The sequence below is a fragment of the Planococcus sp. PAMC 21323 genome, from assembly GCF_000785555.1.
GTDB lineage: Bacteria > Bacillota > Bacilli > Bacillales_A > Planococcaceae > Planococcus.
This window is the reverse complement of record NZ_CP009129.1, coordinates 884,098-906,506: the sequence shown is the minus strand read 5'-3', so window position 1 is coordinate 906,506 and position 22,409 is coordinate 884,098. Positions and strand designations below refer to the sequence as shown.

Genomic DNA, 22,409 nt, shown 5'->3' with positions numbered 1-22,409 from the left:
ATGGCGAAATAGTCCAAAAAGTGATATGTTTTTAATGGATGGAACGAAACAAGGGGGATGGAAATGGACACAATTCATTATGAACAACGAAACAATTTAGCTTTTATTACGTTAAATCGACCCGAATCAATGAATGCTTTTAATTATGACATGTTACTCGAGCTAGGTCAGGTTGTAGAGGCAATCCGCATCAATCCAGATATCCGTGTTGTTGTTTTCACTGGTGCAGGGGAAAAAGCATTCAGTGTGGGTGCGGACTTGAAAGAACGTAAAAATCTAACTGAACAACATGTAAAGCGCAATATCTACAAAATTGGAGAAGTGTTCTCCACCATCGAGAATTTGCCACAACCTACTATCGCCATGATTAATGGTTTCGCATTTGGCGGAGGTATGGAACTGGCACTTGCTTGTGATTTCCGAATTGCAACAGATGATACACTTCTAGGACTGACTGAAACTAGTTTAGGAATTATCCCTGGAGCTGGCGGTACTCAACGTTTGCCTCGTTTGATTGGTGAAACAAAAGCCTTAGAGTTAATATTGACTGCGCGCCGCTTAAAATCTGTTGAAGCACTGGATTACGGATTGTTAACGCGAGTTGCTACGCGCGATAAACTAGTTGATGTGACTGGTGATTTTGCAGATGCTATTCTTGCTAATGGACCAATCGCACTTCAACAAGCCAAATTTGCAATTAAGAATGGCATGAACACCGATTTACAAACTGGCCTTCAAATCGAGCGAAAGGCTTATGAAATCACTATACCCACTGAAGACAGAATTGAAGCCCTAACCGCTTTTGGTGAAAAAAGAAAACCTGTGTTTAAAGGAAAATAATTAGAAAAGAGCAGCTGTTCAGCTGCTCTTTTTTTATACGTATTCTTCCAACCAATTCAATTTTTGTTCTAACCGATCTACCCAGTAACTTGGTTTGTGGACATTTAAATGATTCAAAGACGCTTCTGTAAGACGGACAAATTTTGTATCTTCCTCCATGCTTTCCAGCTTTAAAGCGAATTGGTCTGTCTGTTCATTTATAGGTCGATCCCCTTTTTTCGTATCCAGAAATAGCAACTTCGTTAATAGACCTGCATAACTGTCGCCTATCACTGCTAATCGCCTATCATCAATCCACTCAATTGTTTCTACCACCTCAGCAACTGCGGTCATCATATCTTTATAAGCAAATTCGCTTCCTGCTTTCGCAAACTCCTGGTTATAGCCATGACTTCCGCTTGGATTAATGGCAAGAACACCATAACCTTGAGCCGTTAGTAATTGCAGTTCGTGAGAAAAAGTATTGGCGAACATCCCATGCATATCCTCGTGAACTTTGACGATTAACGGATATTTTTCACCTTCTTGAATATTGATAGGAGCGACCAACCAACTATGCACTGACTCCATTGCCCCCATCGTAATAGTCGGTTGTCCTTCAAGCAATACGGTGCTTTCAACATATGTCTGGTTAAACGTCGTCAATTGTTCAACTTCTCCTGTAGTAATTTCCAACCGATACAGCTCTACTGGTTTAGTTAAATTACTGATGGCAAGAATCGCAAATTCCCCATCATATGAAACATCATAGTCAATTACATGCTCCATTTCAGGAGATGCCGGAAAAATCATGCCATCAAGAGAGGCAAAGTATAGACGCACGTCTCCCATAGTCGAAACTTGAAAATACAAATGATCGTCTTTTGTCCAGACAGGAACCATTGAAGTTGTATTTTGAAAATCTCCAACTGCGTAATCCCCCACAGGCACATCTAACCCTTCTGTTAAACAAAAGTTTGTTTGAGTTTGTAAATCTGCAATATATAGTTCCTTATGAGTAGCATCACCGTGTTGTCGCATATTGCCTATATACGCGATTTTAGAATCATCTTGTGAAAAAGCCACACCATTAAAATGACCTTGATTTTCTGTAATCATTGTTTGTTCTTTTGTTTCAATGTCATAAATATAAAGTGGCTGGCCAGCTACAAATTCGTGATTTTTTTCTTGAGTTATGCCATAAACTATTTTTTTCCCATTATGCGATATAGCTTCTAAACGATACTGAAAATCCCCTACTAATACTTGTTCTATTTTTTTCGTTTCCATATTTAAAAAGCCAATTTGTTGATAAAGTGATGTTGATGTTAGTTCTTTTTCTAGTATGCCGCTAATCCAAATCTTTGTTCCGCAAGGCGACCATTCAAATCGTTCTATGCTCGTATCCGAATGAGTTACTGGAATTACTTGTTTCTCCGCTACCGATAAAACAAACAATTGGTTATTGCCATTTTGTTCGGCTAAATACGCAACAGCAGAGCTATCTGCTGACCATTTGGGTGAACTGATTCTCCCCTTCCCATAAGTCCATTGATGATGCTCACGGGTCTTTAGGTCAATATGATAAAGGATATCCTTATATACATTTTCTTTCTCGTCTATTGTAGTAGAGACAAAAACTATATCATTGCTATCTGGTGATAGTTCAAGATCAGTTATTGATACCAATTTCGAGATGTCTTGAATGTTTACTATTTTCTTCACCACTTTATGCCTCCCTATATCCGACTTCTCTTATCTACTCCTTTACTATAATAAATACTTCTAGTAAAAGACACAAAGGAACACTAGTGTATTTTGATATTGGGTTCCGAGCTTTTCTCCCGCTATGTATTGCTTACGCGAGTTTTTACTTGTTCTATGTTTATTAGCTAGTTTGGCAAACTCAACAGAAATTTACTTTACACAAAAAAAGCGATGCTAGTTCGCATCGCTTTAGAAATTAAAAGTATACGTTTGGCTTATTTTTGTCTCGCCTGATCTTTCAACGAACGACGTAAAATTTTACCTGTCGTATTCTTTGGCAATTCTTCAAGAATTTCAAACTGTCTTGGTACTTTGTATTTTGCTAAATGCTCAATACAATAATTCTTTATGTCTTCAATTGACGCTGTTGGATCTTTTAATACCACATAAGCATTGACCTCTTCACCAAAATCCGGATCTGGCAGTCCAACTACTGCTGCTTCAAGAACAGCTGGATGTGCAAACAATACTTCTTCAACTTCTCGCGGATATACATTATACCCGCCGACAATAATCATATCTTTTTTACGATCAACAATGTAGAAATAGCCTTCTTCGTCAACACGTGCTAAATCTCCAGTGTATAACCAGCCATCGCGAATAGCTGCGGCTGTTTCTTCTGGCATTTTGTAATACCCACTCATTACATTGGGTCCACGAACTATCAATTCTCCTACTTCATTTACAGCTACTTCTTCGCCTAATTCATTGACAACTTTGTTCTCCACATTAACGATCGAAGTTCCAATTGAACCGGCTTTTCGTTCTCGGTCGATTGGGTTAAAGCATGTAACAGGAGAAGCTTCTGACAAACCATAGCCTTCTGAAATGCGAACATCGAACTTTTTTTCAAAGCTATGAAGCAAAGCAACTGGCATTGCAGAGCCACCAGAAACCGCCAGACGGACTGTAGCAAAATCAGCCGGGTCAAGGTCTGGCAATTGATTCATAAAGTTGAACATCGTTGGTACGCCTGCAAATACTGTTGCTTGGTTTGCTTTAATCGCATCAAATACTTCTTTCGGATTAAAGCGCGGCACTAATATAATAGTAGCTCCTTGTAATAAAGGAGCGTTTACAACGACTGTCAATGCAAATACATGGAATACTGGTAAAGTGGCTACTACGCGATCGGATTCACCGATTTGAAGGTATTCACCAACATCTCGTGCATTGGAATAGAGATTTTGATGCGTCAACATTGCACCTTTAGGTTTTCCAGTTGTACCTGATGTATATAAGATAACCGCTGTATCGTCGGCTTCAACTTTTGCGAAACCGCTATTTGCAGTAGCATGCGTTAGTAAATTAGTAAATGAATGGACTTTGGCTTGAACTTCTTTAGGTAGTTGGGCCATTTTTTCAGATGTTGCAGGATCGGTTTCACAGATGACATAAGATGCTACTGCTGGTAATGCTCCATGCGCTTTCTCAATTAATGGAAGCAGCATGTCAAGTGCAACAACAACTTTAGCATCACTGTTATTAACGATGTAAGCGATTTCATCAGGCGTATAAATAGGATTAACTGGAACGGCTGTAGCGCCTAATCGCATTGTTGCATATAGTGAGATTAAAAAATGTGGTGTATTGCCCAAGAGAAATGCAACATGATCCCCTTTTTCGACGCCCAACTCTTTTAATGCTCCTGCAAAAAGCGCGACTTTGTGATCAAATTCTCCATAGCTTGTATCTTGTCCCATAAAGCTATATGCTGCTTTTCCAGGATTTTTTTTTGCAATTTCATGCACGCTTGTCATTAAACTCATCTTCATCCCTCTTTCGCATTGAATGAATACTCATTCATATTTTAATCTATTTTCATTATAAAATAAATCTTCAGACAATACAACAGGCACCGTTAGATTACGGTGCCTGTAAGTGTGCGACATAGCGCCAACGTATCAAGTAAAAATATAAAATTTGTGCGATGGTAAAACCACCAAGCACAATGGCCATTTCACCGAGTATTGATAGCTCAGCAAATTCATCCCACACAACTTGTAGCGAAATAAAAGCAAAGGCACTATGCAAAAGAGCAATTACCCACGGTAAAAAAAACTGAGGAATAAGTTGACGGTTGACGATCTTACCTAACTCTTTCTCTGTCATCCCCATGCGCGTAAGTAATTTGTATTGCTTCCGGTCTCTTTCCAGACCTGTATATAATTTAAAGTAAATAAAGCTTCCGGCTGCTAGTAAGAAAACTGCTGCTACCATAACCCCGATAAACAATAGCAAGGCAAATGATGATTTAAACCAGCGGTAATCTGCACCTGGATTTTCAAAATAATAATTGACTCCATTAAAATCAGTTTCTTCTGTTGCTTCATACATGGTTTCTGTTAAGCGATCGCCAATATTCATTGTTTCGGTCCAATTGAGTATATCAAACGCATAATAAATGAAATCTGAGCTTCCAATTTCATACCCAAGGAGCGGTTGGCTAATTTCCGCATAATCTTCATCACTTACAATAATTGTATTAAGATTTAAAGTATGAATTGGAAAGACAACGTGCGGATAAGTTGATCGAATCGATAAAGGTATCTCGCTTTCAATGAACGATGTATCCACACTTACATCTTCGAGCGCCTTCACTGAATCTAATGAAAAAGGTACAAACATCCCTTCTCCTTGTGCTAATTGAGCCGGTTCAAAATCAAGAGCCGTAGCCAACCGATTAAACTCTGATAAAGCCAAAATATCGACGTCGTTTCCAGTTGCTTCAGAAGTTTGTCGCTTTACAGTCAATTCTACTAAGTCATAAGATAATTGTTCGCTTGTTAATTGACTCGTGAGCCGCTCAATATGTTCGGCTTCTTGTTCGTTTTCATCAAATGAAATATAAATAAGTCCGAGCGGATTAGATTCTCGAAAATCACCTGTATATGACATGAAAGATGCTAAAGTTCCGACTGTTAAAAATGCAAGTGTTGACACAATAGTAACGATAAAAAACATTTGTGCACTATCTTTTAACTTTACTGATGCTTCGGCCAATGAAACTAATCGTGTTTTCTTCCAATACACTCTTTTTTTCCGTTTACATAAGTTCAGTAAAAAAGTAAGGGTATGTGTAAAAAACAAATAAGTCCCAAATGTAGCCAGGGGTGGAACGATAAACACAATATAATATACGGTTTCATCTGAAACATTGACAGCAAATGTATAAGCGACTGTTAAAAAGATAATCCCCATAATGGACAGCATTGTAGACGACTTTGTTTCTTCTTCTACTTTCCAAAAGCCTTGTAGTAAATCAATCACTCGCTTTGTACGAATAAATCCGACACTAACAAAAGAGATAATGATAAACAAACTAGCAAACGCAACGATTGTTAGCAAGAAGGGTTCCCAAGATACATAGAGTGGTAACGTATCGAGTTCCATAATTTCCCTGCCAATCATGAAAAAGAATTTAGAAAAAGCAAAGCCAAATACCGTTCCTGTTGTCGTAGAAACCGTACCAATTATAAGCATTTCAAAAAAAATCAATTTGTTTAATTGTTTTTTTGTCATTCCTAAATGCATAAGTACACCAAATTCTTTCGAACGAGCTTGCAAAAATGCACTCATCGAATAAAACAAGAAAAACAAGGTGAAAATGTACAAAACCACTTCAGCTATCATCATGCCCCGAACAGCTAATAGCTGCAACGCATCTTGTTCAAATAACGGATGAAAAATGAACATAGAGCACACAAAAAATACCATAACTGAAAAAACACTGGCTAAAAAGAACGCTGCGTAATTTCTTCGATTGCGGAAAACATTATGGTAAGCGAGTTGTCGAAACGTCATTAACGGATCCTCCTAACAACGACAGGACATTTAAAATTCGTTGATAAAAAGTCTGTCGCCGTTCATCACCATAGATTTCATTAAAAAATTCACCATCTTTTATAAAAAGAACACGATCACAATAGCTCGCTGCAATCGGATCGTGAGTTACCATGATGATGGTTGTTTCGTCTTTCTTAGAAGCATGCGATAAAATTTCAAGTACGTCTCTTGAAGATTTAGAATCTAAATTTCCTGTAGGTTCATCAGCTAAAATGATCGCTGGCTGATGAATTAGGGCACGTCCTATAGCTGTCCGTTGAGCTTCTCCTCCCGAAATTTCGTTTGGTTTTTTATGAAGAAGCGACGTCAGTCCTAAACGTTCGGCAATTACCAGTACGCGCTTTGCCATCTCATCAACAGCAAAATAATCGAGCGTCAACGGCAGCACTAAGTTTTCTTCGACAGTTAACATTTGAAGTAAATTAAAGTCCTGAAAAACAAAGCCCATTTCTCGTCTTCGAAATAAGGCTAGCTCGTTTTTGTCCAGTAAATGCGGATTAACGCCATCTACCAATATCTCGCCAGAAGTGAGTGAGTCGATTGTTGAAATCAAATTAAGTAAAGTAGTTTTGCCACTACCGGATGGACCCATCACTGCGAGAAATTCTCCTTTTTCCACAGTAAAACTTAGCTGGTTAACTGCCCGGTGCGTCACTTTTCCTTCATAAACTTTTGTTACTTCATCGATTTTCACTACTGTCATCATGATCCTCCTGTGTTACGAAATCTTGATTAAAGAATAAAACAGATACAGTCGTACCTTCTCCTTGAACGGAAGAAATCGTTAGTTCGTGTCCTAATTTACTACAAATTTCTTTAGCTAAATACAAGCCCATACCTGTTGATTCTCCAACTTTCCGCCCGTTTTCACCAGTGAAAAAGGGTTTAATGACACGAGGCAAGTCAGAAGATGATATCCCAATTCCTTCATCACGAATTGACAGCAATGTATTCCCGTTTGAACACTCAGCAGTCATAAAAACTTTCTTATTTGGTTCAAAGGTGTATTTTACAGCGTTTGTTAAAAATTGACCGACAATAAATTTCAGCCATTTCTGATCGGTTGCAACAATATGATCTTCGCTGATTGAAATTTCTGGATAAACACGCTTCGAAATAAACAATCGTTTGTTTTCTGTTGCGACTTCACTGACTAAAGAACGCAAATTAATTTGTTCAATCTGCATGTCCTGCTCTAAAGTATCTAGACGTGCATTCATTAATACCGTATCTAATCCGGCTTTTAAGCGCTCCATTTCTTCACGAACGCTATTTTTATCCAGTTCTTTTTCTTCTTGAAGCAATAAATGCATGACCGAAATAGGTGTTTTCATTTGATGAACCCATTGATTCATAAACTGTAAATGCCGATTTTGAGATGCATATAAAGTTTGCACTTCATGCTGATATAAACGATATAATTTTTGCAAATAAATTTCGTTTTGAACTAGTTCTGGTGACTTGCCTTCACGTTGTAGCATATGTTCTAAGTTTTGGGGGGCTGACAAAATACGCTGGTAATAGTGATAGCGTCTAGCAAAGCGAGCTGTTAAAAAAGTAATGACTAACACTGTGCTTATAACGAATGAGTAGATTGCTGTATCCACATTTCGAAAGCCATCCAACCAGTACAACAACATAATAAATGCAACGAGTACAACTTGAAAAACGATAAATGCTGCATGTTCTTTCATAAATAATCGCAGCATTAGGATTCCTCCTCATGAAGTAAAAGGCGATATCCGGCTCCTCTTACCGTTTCAATAACAGACAACACACCATAATCGGATAATTTTTTCCGAACTCGTGTCATGTTGACGTTTAGGGTGTTTTCATCTACAAAGGCTTGATCATCCCATAGCTCCTCTAGCAATTGCTCACGTGATACTACTTTAGGATAGCAGCTTAGCAATAGCTCCAAAATTGTGCATTCTTTTTTTTGCAATGGAATAACTTCTTTTTTTATATGCAATTCCATTCGTTCCATGTACAAAATAATACGACCAGCCCTAATAGACCGCTCTTCTTGTTTTGGCGCATATTCGCCATATGCTCTTCTTAAATGACTTCTTATTTTTGCAAGGACGATTTCATAATGGAAAGGTTTCGTGATAAAATCATCCCCACCATTTTCTAAAGCAAAAACTTGATCCATTTCACCTGACCGAGCTGAGATGAAAATAATCGGACAAGTAGTTTGCTGCCTAAGTTGACGGCACCAATAATAGCCATCATAGGATGGCAAATTAATATCGAGTAAAATTAAGTGGGGATCAAAAGCTTCGAATTCTTCGATGATTTGATCAAAATCTTTTGCGGTCTCTACTTCGTAATGGTATTTCCTTAAGGTTTCAGCTAACAATTCCGCTATTTTCAAATCATCTTCTACAATCAAGATCCGTTGAACAGCCACAATGATTCCCCCTTTCCTTTTTCTTTCCATTTTAACAAAAGAGCCTGCATAAATGCAGGCTCTTCAGAAGTTCTTAATAAATTAATTTTAAAAACTCTTCTGTTGTGATACCACCCAGAAGTTTAGGTATATCAATTCCAGCAATTGCTTCCTCTAAAGAAGCACGTTCGTATTTAGATCCAGCAATCGCTTGCTCGACTTCTGATATGTCTCCGACACCGAAAAAGTCCCCATAAATATGAGTGTCTTGAACAATGCCTTTCTCAACTTGTAAGCGAACATCAATGCCGCCAACCGGAAAGCGATGAGAATGTTTAATATTAAATTTAGGAGATTTTCCATAATTCCAATCCCAATTGCCATAGCGTTCGTTTGACAACTCGTGAATGTTTTTCCAGTCTTGGTCAGTTAACTCATAGTACTGAACATTTTCTTGGCCTTCAAAGATTGAATGTAAAATAGCCATTCGAAACTCTTCAACACTCATTGGTTCTTTCAAAAATTCAGAAATATTTGCAACGCGGCTGCGAATCGACTTGATGCCTTTTGACTCAATTTTCTCTTTACTTACTTTTAAAGCAGAGACTACTGCATCTATTTCTGTATCAAACATTAAAGTGCCATGACTAAACATGCGCCCTCTTGTTGAAAATTGTGCATTACCTGAAATCTTCCGGCCTTCTGCCATTAAATCATTGCGTCCAGAAAGTTCCGCATTTACACCAAGACTTTGTAGCCCTTGCACAACAGGTTCAGTGAATTTACGGAAGTTACGGAAGCTCTCTCCATCATCAACCGTGATAAAGCTGTAATTTAAATTACCTAAATCATGATAAACCGCTCCTCCACCAGACAAACGTCGAACTACATGGATGCCATTAGAATCTACATAATCGGTATTGATTTCTTCAGCAGTATTTTGGTTTTTTCCGATGATGATTGAAGGTTCATTAATATAAAACAGAAGAAATGGATCTTTTTCTACATCCATACTTTTCAACAAATATTCTTCAATCGCTAAGTTAATTCGTGGATCTGTGATGCCTTTGTTATCTACAAAATACATAATCTCTCTCCTTTAGGCTAAGTTCATGTTACTAGTTTAACGGATTATTTAAATTAATTCACTATTAAGGGTTGACGAATCTCAACTGTTATAATACACTATTTTAAACACCAACAGTACTATAACAAAAGGAGATGGAAGTTATGATTGAAAACGTAGTTGAATTTTTCAAGAACTTGCCCCCGAAACAGTGCGCGTCATGTGGAGAAAAGATGGAAGAGCAGCATGAATGTTATGGTACTCAATGTGATTCCTGCAATAATTTATAAAATCAGCCTAATTTAATGTTTAAACGAAGCTACGCTTTCTAGTGTAGCTTCGTTTTTTATGTTCTTTTGTTTAGAGTTCTCCGAGCAAACAATTTCACTTACTGTACCATAACAGCAAGCCATCCGAGAAACGCTAATCTCAAAAATTTCTGCAACAAAAAAACACCGCAAAAGCGATGTCTTTTTTTGGGTTAATGTCCAGAATGGTCTTCCATTTTATCCATACCTTGTGCATCATCACTGTCATCAGCAATAATTGAGGCTGGATCTGGATCGCCAACAGTTATTTCTTGTTTAGGCATTACGTGCAACGAACGCGCTGTCGTATGTGCTTGCATATAATACAAACCTTCTTCGTCAAAGTTCGTCTGTGCCTCATAAATACCATTTTCCGTGTGCGCTGCTGGTATCATCTCGCTATTGGTGCGATCACCTGATTGCCACACCTCATACACAACTTCATCTGCGTCTTCTACAGCTTCATCGCCTTGTGTCACTGTGACGGATAGGACGATATCTTGGGCCGGCTCTGCTTGAGTATCCGTGTTAAACGTCACCATTACTTCTTCTACTTGAGGACCGGTACCCGAAGATTCAACTTCTCCAGATCCACACGCAGCAAGTAAAAGTAAGGGTAATCCAAGCCATGCAAACTTTTTCATAACCAGTTCTCCTTTGTTTTAAAACAGCTATCTGTTTACTATCCTTATTTAGCTAATTCACGCAAAACTACATCCGTTAGTGCGTCGATAAATAATGGCTGTACGTTTGGCATTTCTGGGCGATAATAATTTGCGCCAATGTCATCGCAGACAACTTTGCACTCATAATCGTTATCAAAAAGAACTTCTAAATGATCTGTTACAAATCCAACTGGCGTGTAGACAAATGATGTATAACCTTTTTGTTCGAACAAATCACGAGTTAAATCTTGAACGTCTGGTCCAATCCAAGGCTCGCCCGTTTGTCCTGCACTTTGCCAACCGATTTCCACGTTTTTAACGCCTGTAGCTTGTTGGATCATTTGAGCTGTTTCTTTTAATTGATCTGGGTATGGATCGCCATTTGCAATAATTTTTTCTGGTAAAGAATGCGCAGATACGATCAAACAAGCTTTCGCTCGTTCTTCTTCTGACATCCCATCAAATGTTTCGTTTACTTTTTCCGTCCAATATTGGATGAATTTTGGTTCTTTGTACCAGCTTTCAACAGAGGTTAACGAGATGCCCGCTTTTTCGGCGGCTTCTGCTGCACGGCCATTATACGATTTTACTGAGAATGTCGAAAAATGGGGCGCCAAAACGATTGAAACGGCTTCTGTAATGCCGTCTTTTTTCATTTCTTCTACGCCATCTTCTACAAATGGTTCAATGTGCTTTAAACCTAGATACATTTTGAATTCAATGTCATCTTGAACGTTGTTTAACCGATCGCATAAGCCATTTGCTTGGTCCAATGTGATTTTAGCAAGTGGCGAAATACCACCAATTGCTTTATAACGGCTCTTCAAGTCTTCCAGACTTTCTTCGCTCGGTTTACGGCCACGGCGGATATGTGTGTAGTAACGTTCAATATCATCTTCTGAGTATGGCGTTCCATATGCCATTACTAATAATCCCATTTTCTTCTTCAACCTAATCACCTCTATATAAGTTTTGTCCTTATTTCAAATTACTTTTATGTGCAGCACTGTATTCGTGAACAAATGAAGTTAAACGTTTTAATGTATCTGGATTAACTTCAGGGAATACACCGTGACCAAGGTTAAAGATGTAGCCATCATTTTGCATGCCCATATCTAAAATCTTTTTAGCACGCTCTTCAATTACTGACCAGTCAGCCAATAAATAAGCCGGATCAAAATTCCCTTGCAATGCTTTTGTTAAGCCCATTGAACGCGCTTCAGAAATCGGCAAGCGCCAATCGAGTCCAACAACATCTACAGGAAGTTCATGCCATTCTTTCGCTAAGTGACTTGCACCCACTCCAAAAATCGTCAAGGGCACATTTTCTGTACGCAATTCAGCAAAAATACGATCCATTACCGGTTTGATGAAAATACGGTAGTCTTCAACGTTTAATGCGCCAACCCATGAATCAAAAATCTGGATTGCTTTCGCACCAGCTTTAATTTGAGCTTTTACGTAAGGAATAATTGTATCCGCTAATTTATCCATTAACGCAAACCACATAGCTGGTTCTGACACCATCATCGCTTTTGTTTTGTTATAACTCTTAGATGGGCCACCTTCGATCATATAACTCGCCAATGTGAAAGGCGCGCCAGAAAATCCGATTAACGGCACATTTAGTTGTTCTTGCGTCAAAATACGAATAGTTTCAAGAACATAATCAACATCTTGTTCTGGGTTAATTTCTCCTAAACGTTCGATATCTGCCATCGTCCGAATTGGGTTGTCGATAACAGGACCGATTCCTGATTTGATTTTCACGTCAACACCAATTGCTGGCAAAGGCGTCACAATATCTTTATAAAGAATAGCAGCATCATTATTGTATTGGTCTACCGGAAGTTTAGTTACGTATGCGCAAAGTTCAGGTTGATGCGTGATTTCTTCTAACGAATATTTTTCTTTGATTTTGCGGTATTCGGGCTGCGAACGTCCAGCTTGTCTCATATACCAAACGGGTACGTGATCTGTTTTTTCTCCACGGGCTGCGCGAAGATAAGTATCATTAAATGTCATGAATATTTCATCCCTTCGATGTGCTATTCTACTTTTTTGTCTATCTATATCCGTCTATACTATAGACGTTCCGTACTATATTGTATAGATTCCAAGCGCATTTGTCATAAATTTGACTCTTATCATTTCACTTGTTCGACAAACCTGTTTCATGTAAGTTTCAATAGGGAAGTATATAATAGTATATATATTTATTTAGGAGGGGTTTTAATGAATTTTTACATGACTACAGGAACATATGATTTTATGAAAAAAATGCGTGACAAGCACCCACAAGAGAATATGGTGGTCATGCAAGGCGAAGGCACTACTTTAATGCTTCATGAAACAGAAGGCAAAACGATTTTCCAAACACCTCGTAGCTATGAAGTTGTTGATGGTACCGGTGAATTTAAAGAAAAAGGGTTTTTTGTTTTAAACAATATCCCTGTTTCAGACGAAGGTCGTCCAGTTTTCGAACACCGTTTTAAAAATAGAGCGGGTGCGATTGAAAATGAACCTGGATATATTGCTTTCCGTGTTTTGAGACCACTTGATTCAGATACGTATATTGTATTAACTGAATGGGAATCTCCAGCTTTTTATGAGAAATGGAAAGAATCACAAGCATTTGCAAAAGCTCATTCTGCTAAACCAGAAACTGATACGAGTGCACAACGACCAAATATTTTCTCTGGTGTCTCTTATGTCAGTACTTACCGAGCTAAACCTGAAGAAGAATGATCACCTCGCCCCCCATATTGAGGGGTTTTTGGTTAGTTAAGGAGGAAAAATAATTGGTTTTTGTTATTTTTATTTTAGCAGCTGCACTTACTGTGGTTGCATCTATTAAGCTATCTCAATACGCTGACGTAATTAGTTCTAAAACTGCAATGGGCGGCATGATGGTTGGTACGCTATTATTGGCGGGTGCGACTTCACTCCCTGAAGTATCAACTAGTTTCTCAGCAGCAGCCATTGGCAATGCGGACATCGCTGTTGGGAACATGGTCGGGTCGAATCTATTTAATCTGTTTATTCTTGCTGGATTTGATTTTTTACTTAGAAGACGTCAAATTTTAAACAGAGCTTCACGTAATAATATTTATACCGCCTTGCTCGGAATTTTGTTGACTGTTCTTGTCGTTATGGCTCTTTGGCTACGTCTAGATATGCAAATCTTTGGCGTAGGGTTGGATGCGTTGTTAATTGCTGTTACCTATATTATCGGGATGATAGTTATCAACAAACTTCCTTCATTAGATCCTGAAGCAGAAGCGATTGTAGAATCAGAAGAAGAACCTGAAAATCCAAGTGCTTCTTTATCACCTAAAGCCGCAATTGTTCGTTTTATTATCGCCGCGTTAGTCATTTTAGCAGCGGGGACAGCCTTATCGATTACAGGTGACCAAATTGCAATTATAACTGGTATCGGATCAAGTTTTATCGGTAGTTTCTTAATTGCAGCCGCAACTTCCCTGCCAGAAGCTATTTCTGTTTTTATTGCATTACGTTTGAATAATGTCAATATGGCTGTTGGTGCAATTCTCGGGAGCAATATTTTCAATATGATCATTCTTGCATTATCTGATCCTGTCTACACTGCAGGCCCTATTATGTTGGATGTTTCCGGTGCAAATATGATTATCGCTGTTGGTGTGTTGATAATGTCGCTATTGGCTTTGTTTTCACTTTATCGAAAAGGAAGTACCTCTACATTATCTTATGCAATACCGTCAGTGATTATTCTTATCGTGTACTTTGCAGCATCTTACTTAAACTTTACTTATTAATAAAAATAGACACGGATATTCTGATTTTCAGAATATCCGTGTCTTTTTCTATGTTCACATAAACTACATAAAAAATTTATTAATATGCACCCTTCCGCATATTCAAAATATTTTGTGATATGCTTAAATAAAAAAAGGAGTTTTATACAATGATTACTAAATTATACGCAGCTTTAGATACTGCATACCCAGAGATGGTCGAAATTCGTCGCCATTTACACATGCATCCTGAGCCATCTTTTCACGAAACCAAAACAGCTCGCTACATTCTTTCTTACTATGAAAAATTAGGCATTGATGTAAAAGCCAATGTTGGTGGGAATGGTGTTGTGGCTAGGATTACTGGAGCCAAACCCGGAAAAACCGTAGCGTTGCGTGCCGATTTTGATGCCTTGCCAATCCACGATCAAAAAGAAAGTGTATCTTATCGTTCTACGGTTGATGGGGTCATGCACGCTTGCGGGCATGATGGCCACACAGCGACACTTTTAGTTCTGGGTAAAACACTTTTTGATATGCGTGATGAATTGGAAGGAACTTATGTATTGATTCATCAACACGCTGAAGAACTCGTACCTGGTGGCGCAAAATCGATGATAGAAGCAGGAGTGTTAGACGGAGTTGATGCCATTTTCGGTACCCACCTTTGGTCTATGACACCATTTGGTCGAATAGATACTCGTGTCGGTCCTCTAATGGCAGCTGCAGATAGCTTTACGCTAAAAGTACAAGGCCGGGGAGGTCACGGCGCTAGTCCGCATGAAACGATTGATGCTGTTGTAATAGGCTCTCAAATTGTCTCTACTCTTCAAACCTTAGTATCTAGACGTGCAGATCCTTTAGAGTCCGCTGTTTTATCTATAGGTTCATTTGTTGCACAAAACCCATTCAATATTATTGCTGACCAAGCCGTTTTATCGGGAACTGTTCGGACGTTTAAAGAAGATGTTCGGAGCTTAATGGAAACTGAGATGGAGCGTGTGATTAAAGGCATTAGTTTAGCAAATAACAGTGCCTACGAATTTAATTACAAGCGTGGTTACTCTGCTGTAATTAATCATGAAAACGAAACTTTGTTTGTTAAAGACGTTGCAGCTACAGTGCCAGGAGTTACCGAAGTTTATGACTGCCCACCTCAAATGGGGGGAGAAGATTTTGCTTATTACCTCGAGGAAATTCCAGGATCTTTCTTCTTTACAGGCGCAATGCCTGAAGGTGACGTGTACCCTCACCATCACCCGAAATTTGATTTTAAAGAAGAAGCCATGTTGATAGCAGCTAAAACTCTAGGTTCAGCGGCCATCCATTTTAATAAAGAATAAAAACAAAGCCCAACATCTATTTTAGATGTCGGGCTTTGTTTATTTCTTTTTATTTTTCAAAACAGTAACTGTAACAAATGAAACGGCTAAAATAATGACAAATGTCAGCAATGCTGTAACAGGTTCACCCAATATGACGAGAACTCCAGCCACTGCTAAACTTTGTAGCGATTGCAGACCAATAATTAGCTTCCAAACCGCTCCTTGCCTGCTGAATTGTGTCAGCGGAAATAAATTATCCATTCGGAAATGCTGCGTATGAGTTAGTCCTTGCCAAATTTGAATCGCTGTTGCGAATGCTAAAGCTCCTGCAAACAAGGCAACTCCGATTTGAAACGGAATAAACCAAGCACCTACCATGATAATTACAGTTAACCTCACCCATAAATAAAACAACTCATCTGAGCGGATAAAGGTTCTGCACACGAGATACAAATGAGCATTTTTCGGACCTGGTTGGATCCATCCATAAACCCAATTCAACCAAGTTCTCGCTTTTATTTTCCCTTTTAAGTGGGGCACATCTGTAAAGTAATTTGCGAATTGATAAAAACGCAACATGCGATTTTCTTCTAATCCAATAAAATGTTCATAAGCAAACGGCTTCCCTACTGCTTTACGTGTTATCCATTTCCCATAAAAAATGATGACAAACAAGATAAGGACTGCGACTACTAATAAATTTTCTATATAAAAATAAACAAACAATCCAACTAATAGAAAACGCACAAGTCGATCAAGCCAGACTTGCTCCCCTGCCCCTTGTTTACGAAAAGCAAATTCGGTCTGAACGTTCCACCATTTGATTAATAACAACAAAATCGGAAAGCCGATTAAGAACGATGACGATAAGCCATATAATGCATTAACCATTGGCAATGAAACAACAAAGACAATTACCGGCAAATACAATTGGGACAAAAATGACCATTTTAAAGCCGGTTTTAAAAAGTCATCCAACTTACTTTCCAACGGTAAAAAATACACCATGTCCGCTTCTTTTAATAAAGTAGATGGCGGACTGAGCGCCAATAAAAAGCCGAAAATCACTGCTAATATAAACGCTCCAGGAAATGCCGGTGGAACGTCTTGAATCCATTCACTATAAGCAAATCCTGCTGCACCTAAAGCAAATAGCATAACAACTGCAATATGACCTGTAACAATAAACTTTAAATAGTTTTGTACTTCAACAGTGTATTTATGAAGTCTTTTTGACCAAATATCATGCAAATTCTTCATTTAACTCATCCTCGGTCATTGCAATATACAAATCATCTAGTGAAGCATTAGGCATATTAAACGCCTGTCGTAAATCAGCCATCGTTCCACTTGCTCGAACACGTCCATTATGAAGCAAAATGATTCGGTCGCAATAGCGTTCAGCTGTAGACAAAATATGCGTCGACATTAATACTGAAGCGCCTTTTTTCTTTTGTTGCTCCATTTGGTCTAATAAAGATTTAATCCCTAGTGGATCAAGGCCAACAAAAGGTTCATCGATAATGTAAAGCGCTGGATTTACTAAAAATGCACTCATGATCATCACTTTTTGACGCATCCCTTTAGAGAAATGCGATGGAAACCATTTTAAACGCTTTTCCATCCGAAATTCTTTTAATAGTTCTGCAGAACGTTTTTCAAACTGTTTCGGATCTATGTTGTAAGCCATCGCAGTGAGTTCAAGGTGCTCTCGTAAAGTAAGTTCTTCATATAATACCGGTGTTTCTGGAATATAGGAGAACGAAGAACGATAGCTATCCATATCTTCTTCAAAAGTTTTTCCATTCAAACGGATTTGTCCTGACTTTGGTTGCATCAATCCAATAATGTGTTTAATCGTAGTACTTTTTCCCGCACCATTCAAGCCAATCAATCCAACGAGCTCACCTTTACCAATCGAAAATGTCACTTCTTGCAAAACAGGCTTTCGTGTATACCCACCTGTTAATGCGTCCACTTCCAAAATAGCCATTTATTACACCTCTTTCTTTCTACTAAACTATTGTATCAAAACTAGCTGTTGAATTCTTTTTTGATATGGCAAATATGTTAAAATGGAAAAAATGGAAAGGATGATACGAATGACTAATTGTATTTTCTGCAAAATCATTGCAGGTGAGATTCCAAGCGTAAAGATTTACGAAGATGAACATGTCTTCGCCTTTATGGATATTATGCCTTTATCAAAGGGGCACACTTTACTCATTCCTAAATCACATCGTGAGTTCGTCTATGACATGACACCAGAAGAAGCAGGTAATTTATTTGCAGTGGCCCCTAAAATTGCAAAAGCGATTAACGAAACATTTCAACCTGAAGGCATGAATTTACTAAATAATAACGGTGCTAAAGCAGGACAAAGTGTATTCCACTTCCACTTGCACTTTATTCCGCGCTATGGTCAAACTGATGGCTTCGGCGCAAAATGGATGACGAAAGAAAAAGAGTTTACATCCGAACGCATTCAAGAACTTGCGGAAAGCGTAAAAATAAAACTAAACGCAGATGCTTGATTTTCTTTAGCAGACAAGATAGAATCAGAATAAGTTTTTCGCCGGCGGTCATGAGGACACGATCGGGAAAAAGAAAATAGCGTAGAGCTGAGGAGAGATGAGAAAATGAATACGAAAAATCTAGTTTTAATGGCGTTGTTAGTCAGCGTCGGAGCCACACTATATGTAATAATTCCAGGCATCAATGGTGGAATGAAACCAGACTTTATGTTAACCATGATGTTTGTTGGCATTCTTTTATTTCCAAATGTAAAAAATGTCTTTTTATTAGCAGTGACAACGGGTGTTTTATCAGGACTATTCTCAACATTCCCTGGAGGATTTTTCCCGAATATTATTGATAAGTTTATCACTGCCTTCGTTTTTCTTGCATTAGTGATGATGTTAAAGAAATTTGTTACTAAGCTACCGGTCACGATTGGTCTTGTAGCAATTGGCACTTTATTATCTGGCGCGATTTTCCTTTCAGCAGCAATATTTGTCATTGGCGCTAATATTCCTTTTACATTATTACTGGTTACTGTAGTATTGCCTGCCGTATTACTAAACGGAGTTGCTTTTGCTTTTATTTACCCAATTGTGATTACGTTAGTCAAACGTTCAAAATTCGATACTGCCGCATCACCAGCTGCATAAGACAAATGCTTTCTCCTGTTTTTAATAGGAGAAAGCATTTTTTATTGAATAGCCATTCATTAATATGTTTGAATTAGGTATAATAGAGGAAAAGAAGTACATAGAAAGAAAGGGGCGTTTCACGTATGAAAGCATCAAGATTTTTCTTAGGACTTACAACTGGATTAGCTATGGGAGCTGCAGCAGCATTATTTTCTGCACCACAATCAGGAGAGGATTTTCGCTCTAGTGTGAAAACCGCATCATCAGAATGGAAAGATTATTTAACTGAACTAAAAGACAAAGTAAATAGCTTAAAAGAATCCATCACTCATTTAACAGAAGAAGCTAAGTCGCAATTACCTGAAGCAGTTGAAGGTTTAAAAGCTTCGCTAGAAACTTGGACAGAGAGTACTGGTCCTGCCAAAGAACATTTGCAACTTGAAATTATGGCAATTCAAAATGCCATCGAAGACTTGCAAAACACGATCAGCAAAGACAAGCAGTCAAAATCCGATAATAAACCAAAATCAGAAAAAGTGGACGACGATACAGAAAGCGCATAAAACAGCTACCTTCGGGTGGCTATTTTTTTCATCCTATCTTCTCAAGAAAAGCACCATATCAGTTGTTTGTAAGTATCTCAACATAGAACTCTCCTGCTCTCTTCCATAAAATCTTTATGTTGTAAATTATTTTACTATTCTTACTTTAATTACGTTTGCTTTACTGCTATAATAAAGAAAAGATTTTGGAGGAAAGTTGGTGCCTGTGTGAACGAGAAAGAATATTCGATGAAAGAAGCCATGCTGTTTAGTCAACGCATCGGTCAATTATCAAAAGCACTTTGGAAAGCGGTAGAAAAAGACTGGCAAATGTGGATAAAACCTTATGATTTGAATATTAACGAGCACCACATTCTTTGGATCTCCTATCATTTAAAAGGAGCTTCAATTTCAGATGTGGCAAAATTTGGTGTAATGCATGTTTCAACAGCTTTTAACTTCTCCAAAAAATTAGAAGAACGTGAACTGCTTTCTTTTTCAAAACGCGATACAGATAAACGAAATACTTATGTACAGCTAACAGAAAAAGGAGAAGCTTTAATGCAAGAAATGATTGAGAACTATCATGAAACCCCTCACTCTGTTATTGATGGTTCCCTGCCTCTACGCGAATTGTACGGGAAATTCCCAGAATTTATGGATGTTATGGCTGTTATTCGAAACATTTATGGAGAAGATTTCATGGAAATTTTCGAAGCTTCTTTTAAAAATATTGAGAGTAAATTCACTGAAGAAAACCAAGTAATTACGCATCAAAAAAACCAGCAATAATAAGTATTTTGTAAATAAAAAATTATGGTTGCATTTCCTTATAATTCATTGTATTGTATGTAGCGAATCAAAAATGAATTTAGTATTAGGGGATGCACATATGCACTGCTGGAAAACAATTAACTTAAAAAAACAATATGGATTTGACCGGCTTTTTATGATTTCTGCACTTTTTGGAATCGCTGTGTTTATGACTGCCTATATCGGGCTTACAATCATTTATGCCACTCCCTTATCCGATCAGTATTTTCTATTTTTTATCTTAGCCTTACTCGGAATCTACCCAGTTCATAAGCTATTGCATTTTTTACCGTTAATCGGTTGTCATAAATCACTAAAATTTATTATTCGTAAACAAATGAAGGTCTGTCCTTCTATCTCACTTCATATCAATGAACCGGTTCCAAAAATTCGTTTTCTATTGTCACTAGCTACACCGTTCTTCGTATTAAATACTGCTCTAGTGACATTAAGTCTTACGTTTCCAGCTTTCAGCCATTATTTTGCTATGCTGCTGGCATATCATTGCGCACTATGCTTAACCGACATCATCTATCTTCGGAACCTAGCGCGTTCGCCTAAATACGCGTTAATAGAAGAAACAGAAACCGGATTTGAAATTCTTGTGCCACCAGTGATGAGCTGATATCTGCTTTTTCTTCCCTTTTTTGTTATACTAGGAAGTAAAGTTAGAGGGGAGGAAATTCATGATTATCGCGTTTATCGTTATGTTCTCCGTGTTTTATCTTTTTCAGATTAACCGGATGACATTGGCATTAGTCACTTCTAGAGAAATTCCGGAAGAAAATCACCAAAAAATATTCCGGACAATTAACATATTAATTACAATACTACTGGTATCGTTGTATGTAGGCGTAGAATTTACACCTTAAATCACTTGCCTTCTGGCAAGTGTATTTTTTTAGGAACTTTGCACATTACATTATATTTATAGTATAGTAACTACTGCACATACATAGAAAGTTGGGAGCGAATCTAATGAAAAAATCCTTTTTAACATTTACTTTAGCAGCATCTGTACTAACTTTATCGGCTTGTAGCGACAGCGGTGACGAAAAAGCTATCGTCACTTCTGATGTTGGCGATATTACAAAAAATGAACTTTATGAAGAAATGAAAACATCAATTGGCGAACAAGCGATTCAAATTTTACTAATTGAAAAGGTGCTTGCTGACAAGTATGAAGTCACAGACAAAGAAGTAGACGCTGAATACGACAGCAACAAAGAAGAACTTGGCGAAGAGTTTGATCAGTTTCTTACTCAAAACAATCAAACAGAAGAAAGCTACAAAAAAGTAATTCGCTTAAACTTGTTGCAAGAAAAAGCTTTAACTGAAGGTATAGAAGTATCTGATCAAGAAATACAGGATTACTATGACCGTCAAGGTACTGAGTTAAATGCTCGTCACATTCTTGTAGCTGATGAAGAAACTGCTACGTCACTTAAAAAGCAATTAGATGAAGGCGGCGATTTCGCGAAACTAGCTGAAGAAAACTCAACAGATACAGGTTCTGCTGCAAACGGCGGTAATGTTGATTGGTTCGGACCAGGAGCAATGGTTCCTGAGTTTGAAGAAGCAGCTTACGGACTTGAAGTCGATGAGATTAGTGAGCCTATCGCTTCAGAATACGGCTTTCATATCATTCAAGTTCTTGAGAAACGTCAAATTGAAGACCAGCCTGCTCTAGAAGATCAAAAAGAAGAGCTACGCACAGAAATCGCACTTTCAAAAGCAGATCAAACTACTTTACTTCCAAAAGTTGCTGATTTGATGAAAGAAGCCAATGTTGAAATTAAAGACAAAGATCTTGAAGGTGCATTGGATGATATTTTAAATCCAGAAACACCAAAAGTTCCAGCTGAATAAAAAAATATCCGTCTCAATAGTTATTTTCATAACTTGTTGAGGCGGTTTTTTCATGTGAAAAAGCCAAGA

General features: G+C 38.0%; 24 protein-coding genes. 12 read left to right on the top strand and 12 right to left on the bottom strand.

Annotation, left to right across the window (positions count from 1 at the left end):
• Positions 1 to 63 precede the first annotated feature (63 nt).
• Positions 64 to 840, top strand: a complete 777-nt coding sequence (locus tag PLANO_RS04525; protein WP_038703310.1) for an enoyl-CoA hydratase-related protein — start codon at positions 64 to 66, stop codon at positions 838 to 840.
• 33 nt (positions 841 to 873) lie between these two features.
• Here PLANO_RS04525 and PLANO_RS04520 read toward each other — a convergent pair whose 3' ends face one another.
• From PLANO_RS04520 to PLANO_RS04490, 7 genes are all read right to left on the bottom strand, one after another.
• Positions 874 to 2,544: a S9 family peptidase gene (locus tag PLANO_RS04520; RefSeq protein WP_231554755.1), complete on the bottom strand. Its 1,671-nt coding sequence runs from the start codon at positions 2,542 to 2,544 to the stop codon at positions 874 to 876.
• Between the two features lie 257 nt (positions 2,545 to 2,801).
• A complete protein-coding gene (locus tag PLANO_RS04515; protein WP_038703309.1) occupies positions 2,802 to 4,355 on the bottom strand; it encodes a fatty acid--CoA ligase family protein in 1,554 nt (517 codons plus the stop codon).
• A gap of 97 nt (positions 4,356 to 4,452) precedes the next feature.
• Positions 4,453 to 6,390, bottom strand: a complete 1,938-nt coding sequence (locus PLANO_RS04510; protein WP_038703308.1) for an ABC transporter permease — start codon at positions 6,388 to 6,390, stop codon at positions 4,453 to 4,455.
• Positions 6,362 to 7,135, bottom strand: coding sequence for an ABC transporter ATP-binding protein (locus tag PLANO_RS04505; RefSeq protein WP_038703307.1), 774 nt, complete (start codon positions 7,133 to 7,135; stop codon positions 6,362 to 6,364). Before PLANO_RS04505 ends, PLANO_RS04510 begins: the two co-directional genes overlap by 29 nt.
• The gene (locus PLANO_RS04500) at positions 7,113 to 8,141 is read right to left on the bottom strand and encodes a sensor histidine kinase (protein WP_038703306.1); all 1,029 of its coding nucleotides are present in this window, start codon (positions 8,139 to 8,141) and stop codon (positions 7,113 to 7,115) included. The genes PLANO_RS04505 and PLANO_RS04500 overlap by 23 nt, the downstream gene beginning before the upstream one ends.
• On the bottom strand, positions 8,141 to 8,875 hold the full coding sequence (locus PLANO_RS04495; RefSeq protein ID WP_197053108.1) for a response regulator transcription factor: 735 nt from the start codon (positions 8,873 to 8,875) through the stop codon (positions 8,141 to 8,143). The genes PLANO_RS04500 and PLANO_RS04495 overlap by 1 nt, the downstream gene beginning before the upstream one ends.
• 43 nt (positions 8,876 to 8,918) lie before the next feature.
• On the bottom strand, positions 8,919 to 9,911 hold the full coding sequence (locus PLANO_RS04490) for a lipoate--protein ligase (protein WP_038703304.1): 993 nt from the start codon (positions 9,909 to 9,911) through the stop codon (positions 8,919 to 8,921).
• Positions 9,912 to 10,054: 143 nt separating this feature from the next.
• Here PLANO_RS04490 and yhfH point away from each other — a divergent pair, with 143 nt between their 5' ends.
• Positions 10,055 to 10,180, top strand: a complete 126-nt coding sequence (gene yhfH, locus PLANO_RS15800) for a protein YhfH (RefSeq protein ID WP_008430608.1) — start codon at positions 10,055 to 10,057, stop codon at positions 10,178 to 10,180.
• A 191-nt stretch (positions 10,181 to 10,371) separates the two neighbouring features.
• On the opposite strand, the gene PLANO_RS04485 is transcribed toward yhfH, so the two are convergent.
• Genes PLANO_RS04485 through hemE form a run of 3 tightly spaced genes read right to left on the bottom strand, consistent with a single transcriptional unit; the run spans position 10,372 to position 12,888 of the window.
• Complete coding sequence (locus PLANO_RS04485; RefSeq protein WP_038703303.1) at positions 10,372 to 10,842, bottom strand: FixH family protein; 471 nt, start codon at positions 10,840 to 10,842, stop codon at positions 10,372 to 10,374.
• Between the two features lie 44 nt (positions 10,843 to 10,886).
• On the bottom strand, positions 10,887 to 11,801 hold the full coding sequence (gene hemH, locus PLANO_RS04480; protein WP_038705377.1) for a ferrochelatase: 915 nt from the start codon (positions 11,799 to 11,801) through the stop codon (positions 10,887 to 10,889).
• 40 nt (positions 11,802 to 11,841) lie between these two features.
• Positions 11,842 to 12,888 (bottom strand): uroporphyrinogen decarboxylase, encoded by a 1,047-nt coding sequence (hemE, locus tag PLANO_RS04475; protein ID WP_038703302.1) that lies wholly within the window; start codon positions 12,886 to 12,888, stop codon positions 11,842 to 11,844.
• 210 nt (positions 12,889 to 13,098) lie between these two features.
• Between hemE and PLANO_RS04470 the strand changes: the two genes are divergently transcribed.
• The 3 genes from PLANO_RS04470 (at position 13,099) to PLANO_RS04460 (ending at position 15,982) form a co-directional block, all read left to right on the top strand.
• A complete protein-coding gene (locus PLANO_RS04470; RefSeq protein ID WP_038703301.1) occupies positions 13,099 to 13,611 on the top strand; it encodes an antibiotic biosynthesis monooxygenase family protein in 513 nt (170 codons plus the stop codon).
• A 53-nt stretch (positions 13,612 to 13,664) separates the two neighbouring features.
• The gene (locus PLANO_RS04465) at positions 13,665 to 14,660 is read left to right on the top strand and encodes a sodium:calcium antiporter (protein ID WP_038703300.1); all 996 of its coding nucleotides are present in this window, start codon (positions 13,665 to 13,667) and stop codon (positions 14,658 to 14,660) included.
• A gap of 149 nt (positions 14,661 to 14,809) precedes the next feature.
• On the top strand, positions 14,810 to 15,982 hold the full coding sequence (locus PLANO_RS04460) for a M20 metallopeptidase family protein (RefSeq protein ID WP_038703299.1): 1,173 nt from the start codon (positions 14,810 to 14,812) through the stop codon (positions 15,980 to 15,982).
• 39 nt (positions 15,983 to 16,021) lie between these two features.
• On the opposite strand, the gene PLANO_RS04455 is transcribed toward PLANO_RS04460, so the two are convergent.
• Both PLANO_RS04455 and PLANO_RS04450 read right to left on the bottom strand, forming a co-directional pair.
• Positions 16,022 to 17,224 (bottom strand): ABC transporter permease, encoded by a 1,203-nt coding sequence (locus PLANO_RS04455; protein WP_038703298.1) that lies wholly within the window; start codon positions 17,222 to 17,224, stop codon positions 16,022 to 16,024.
• Positions 17,208 to 17,957, bottom strand: coding sequence for an ABC transporter ATP-binding protein (locus PLANO_RS04450; protein ID WP_038703297.1), 750 nt, complete (start codon positions 17,955 to 17,957; stop codon positions 17,208 to 17,210). The genes PLANO_RS04455 and PLANO_RS04450 overlap by 17 nt, the downstream gene beginning before the upstream one ends.
• A 109-nt stretch (positions 17,958 to 18,066) precedes the next feature.
• On the opposite strand from PLANO_RS04450, the gene PLANO_RS04445 reads away from it, so the two are divergent.
• From PLANO_RS04445 to PLANO_RS04415, 7 genes are all read left to right on the top strand, one after another.
• Complete coding sequence (locus PLANO_RS04445) at positions 18,067 to 18,498, top strand: HIT family protein (RefSeq protein ID WP_038703296.1); 432 nt, start codon at positions 18,067 to 18,069, stop codon at positions 18,496 to 18,498.
• Between the two features lie 105 nt (positions 18,499 to 18,603).
• A complete protein-coding gene (locus tag PLANO_RS04440; protein WP_038703295.1) occupies positions 18,604 to 19,134 on the top strand; it encodes a tryptophan transporter in 531 nt (176 codons plus the stop codon).
• 125 nt (positions 19,135 to 19,259) lie between these two features.
• A complete protein-coding gene (locus tag PLANO_RS04435) occupies positions 19,260 to 19,679 on the top strand; it encodes a YtxH domain-containing protein (RefSeq protein ID WP_038703294.1) in 420 nt (139 codons plus the stop codon).
• Between the two features lie 207 nt (positions 19,680 to 19,886).
• Positions 19,887 to 20,450, top strand: coding sequence for an HTH-type transcriptional regulator Hpr (locus PLANO_RS04430; RefSeq protein ID WP_081976627.1), 564 nt, complete (start codon positions 19,887 to 19,889; stop codon positions 20,448 to 20,450).
• Positions 20,451 to 20,550: 100 nt separating this feature from the next.
• The gene (locus tag PLANO_RS04425; RefSeq protein ID WP_038703293.1) at positions 20,551 to 21,096 is read left to right on the top strand and encodes a DUF3267 domain-containing protein; all 546 of its coding nucleotides are present in this window, start codon (positions 20,551 to 20,553) and stop codon (positions 21,094 to 21,096) included.
• Between the two features lie 61 nt (positions 21,097 to 21,157).
• The gene (locus PLANO_RS04420) at positions 21,158 to 21,343 is read left to right on the top strand and encodes a hypothetical protein (protein WP_006828367.1); all 186 of its coding nucleotides are present in this window, start codon (positions 21,158 to 21,160) and stop codon (positions 21,341 to 21,343) included.
• 106 nt (positions 21,344 to 21,449) lie between these two features.
• Positions 21,450 to 22,340, top strand: a complete 891-nt coding sequence (locus PLANO_RS04415) for a peptidylprolyl isomerase (RefSeq protein ID WP_038703292.1) — start codon at positions 21,450 to 21,452, stop codon at positions 22,338 to 22,340.
• The last annotated feature ends 69 nt before the right edge of the window (positions 22,341 to 22,409 follow it).

What these genes read in the sequence shown, in the direction of transcription:
- PLANO_RS04510 (WP_038703308.1), bottom strand. Translation starts at nt 6,390, where the DNA reads ATGACGTTTCGACAACTCGCTTACCATAATGTTTTCCGCAATCGAAGA.
- PLANO_RS04450 (WP_038703297.1), bottom strand. Translation starts at nt 17,957, where the DNA reads ATGGCTATTTTGGAAGTGGACGCATTAACAGGTGGGTATACACGAAAG.
- PLANO_RS04415 (WP_038703292.1), top strand. Translation starts at nt 21,450, where the DNA reads ATGAAAAAATCCTTTTTAACATTTACTTTAGCAGCATCTGTACTAACT.
- PLANO_RS04460 (WP_038703299.1), top strand. Translation starts at nt 14,810, where the DNA reads ATGATTACTAAATTATACGCAGCTTTAGATACTGCATACCCAGAGATG.
- PLANO_RS04470 (WP_038703301.1), top strand. Translation starts at nt 13,099, where the DNA reads ATGAATTTTTACATGACTACAGGAACATATGATTTTATGAAAAAAATG.
- PLANO_RS04425 (WP_038703293.1), top strand. Translation starts at nt 20,551, where the DNA reads ATGCACTGCTGGAAAACAATTAACTTAAAAAAACAATATGGATTTGAC.
- PLANO_RS04440 (WP_038703295.1), top strand. Translation starts at nt 18,604, where the DNA reads ATGAATACGAAAAATCTAGTTTTAATGGCGTTGTTAGTCAGCGTCGGA.
- PLANO_RS04525 (WP_038703310.1), top strand. Translation starts at nt 64, where the DNA reads ATGGACACAATTCATTATGAACAACGAAACAATTTAGCTTTTATTACG.
- yhfH (WP_008430608.1), top strand. Translation starts at nt 10,055, where the DNA reads ATGATTGAAAACGTAGTTGAATTTTTCAAGAACTTGCCCCCGAAACAG.
- PLANO_RS04490 (WP_038703304.1), bottom strand. Translation starts at nt 9,911, where the DNA reads ATGTATTTTGTAGATAACAAAGGCATCACAGATCCACGAATTAACTTA.
- PLANO_RS04500 (WP_038703306.1), bottom strand. Translation starts at nt 8,141, where the DNA reads ATGCTGCGATTATTTATGAAAGAACATGCAGCATTTATCGTTTTTCAA.
- PLANO_RS04445 (WP_038703296.1), top strand. Translation starts at nt 18,067, where the DNA reads ATGACTAATTGTATTTTCTGCAAAATCATTGCAGGTGAGATTCCAAGC.
- hemH (WP_038705377.1), bottom strand. Translation starts at nt 11,801, where the DNA reads ATGGGATTATTAGTAATGGCATATGGAACGCCATACTCAGAAGATGAT.
- PLANO_RS04495 (WP_197053108.1), bottom strand. Translation starts at nt 8,875, where the DNA reads ATGGAAAGAAAAAGGAAAGGGGGAATCATTGTGGCTGTTCAACGGATC.
- PLANO_RS04505 (WP_038703307.1), bottom strand. Translation starts at nt 7,135, where the DNA reads ATGACAGTAGTGAAAATCGATGAAGTAACAAAAGTTTATGAAGGAAAA.
- PLANO_RS04515 (WP_038703309.1), bottom strand. Translation starts at nt 4,355, where the DNA reads ATGAGTTTAATGACAAGCGTGCATGAAATTGCAAAAAAAAATCCTGGA.
- PLANO_RS04455 (WP_038703298.1), bottom strand. Translation starts at nt 17,224, where the DNA reads ATGAAGAATTTGCATGATATTTGGTCAAAAAGACTTCATAAATACACT.
- PLANO_RS04420 (WP_006828367.1), top strand. Translation starts at nt 21,158, where the DNA reads ATGATTATCGCGTTTATCGTTATGTTCTCCGTGTTTTATCTTTTTCAG.
- PLANO_RS04485 (WP_038703303.1), bottom strand. Translation starts at nt 10,842, where the DNA reads ATGAAAAAGTTTGCATGGCTTGGATTACCCTTACTTTTACTTGCTGCG.
- PLANO_RS04435 (WP_038703294.1), top strand. Translation starts at nt 19,260, where the DNA reads ATGAAAGCATCAAGATTTTTCTTAGGACTTACAACTGGATTAGCTATG.
- hemE (WP_038703302.1), bottom strand. Translation starts at nt 12,888, where the DNA reads ATGACATTTAATGATACTTATCTTCGCGCAGCCCGTGGAGAAAAAACA.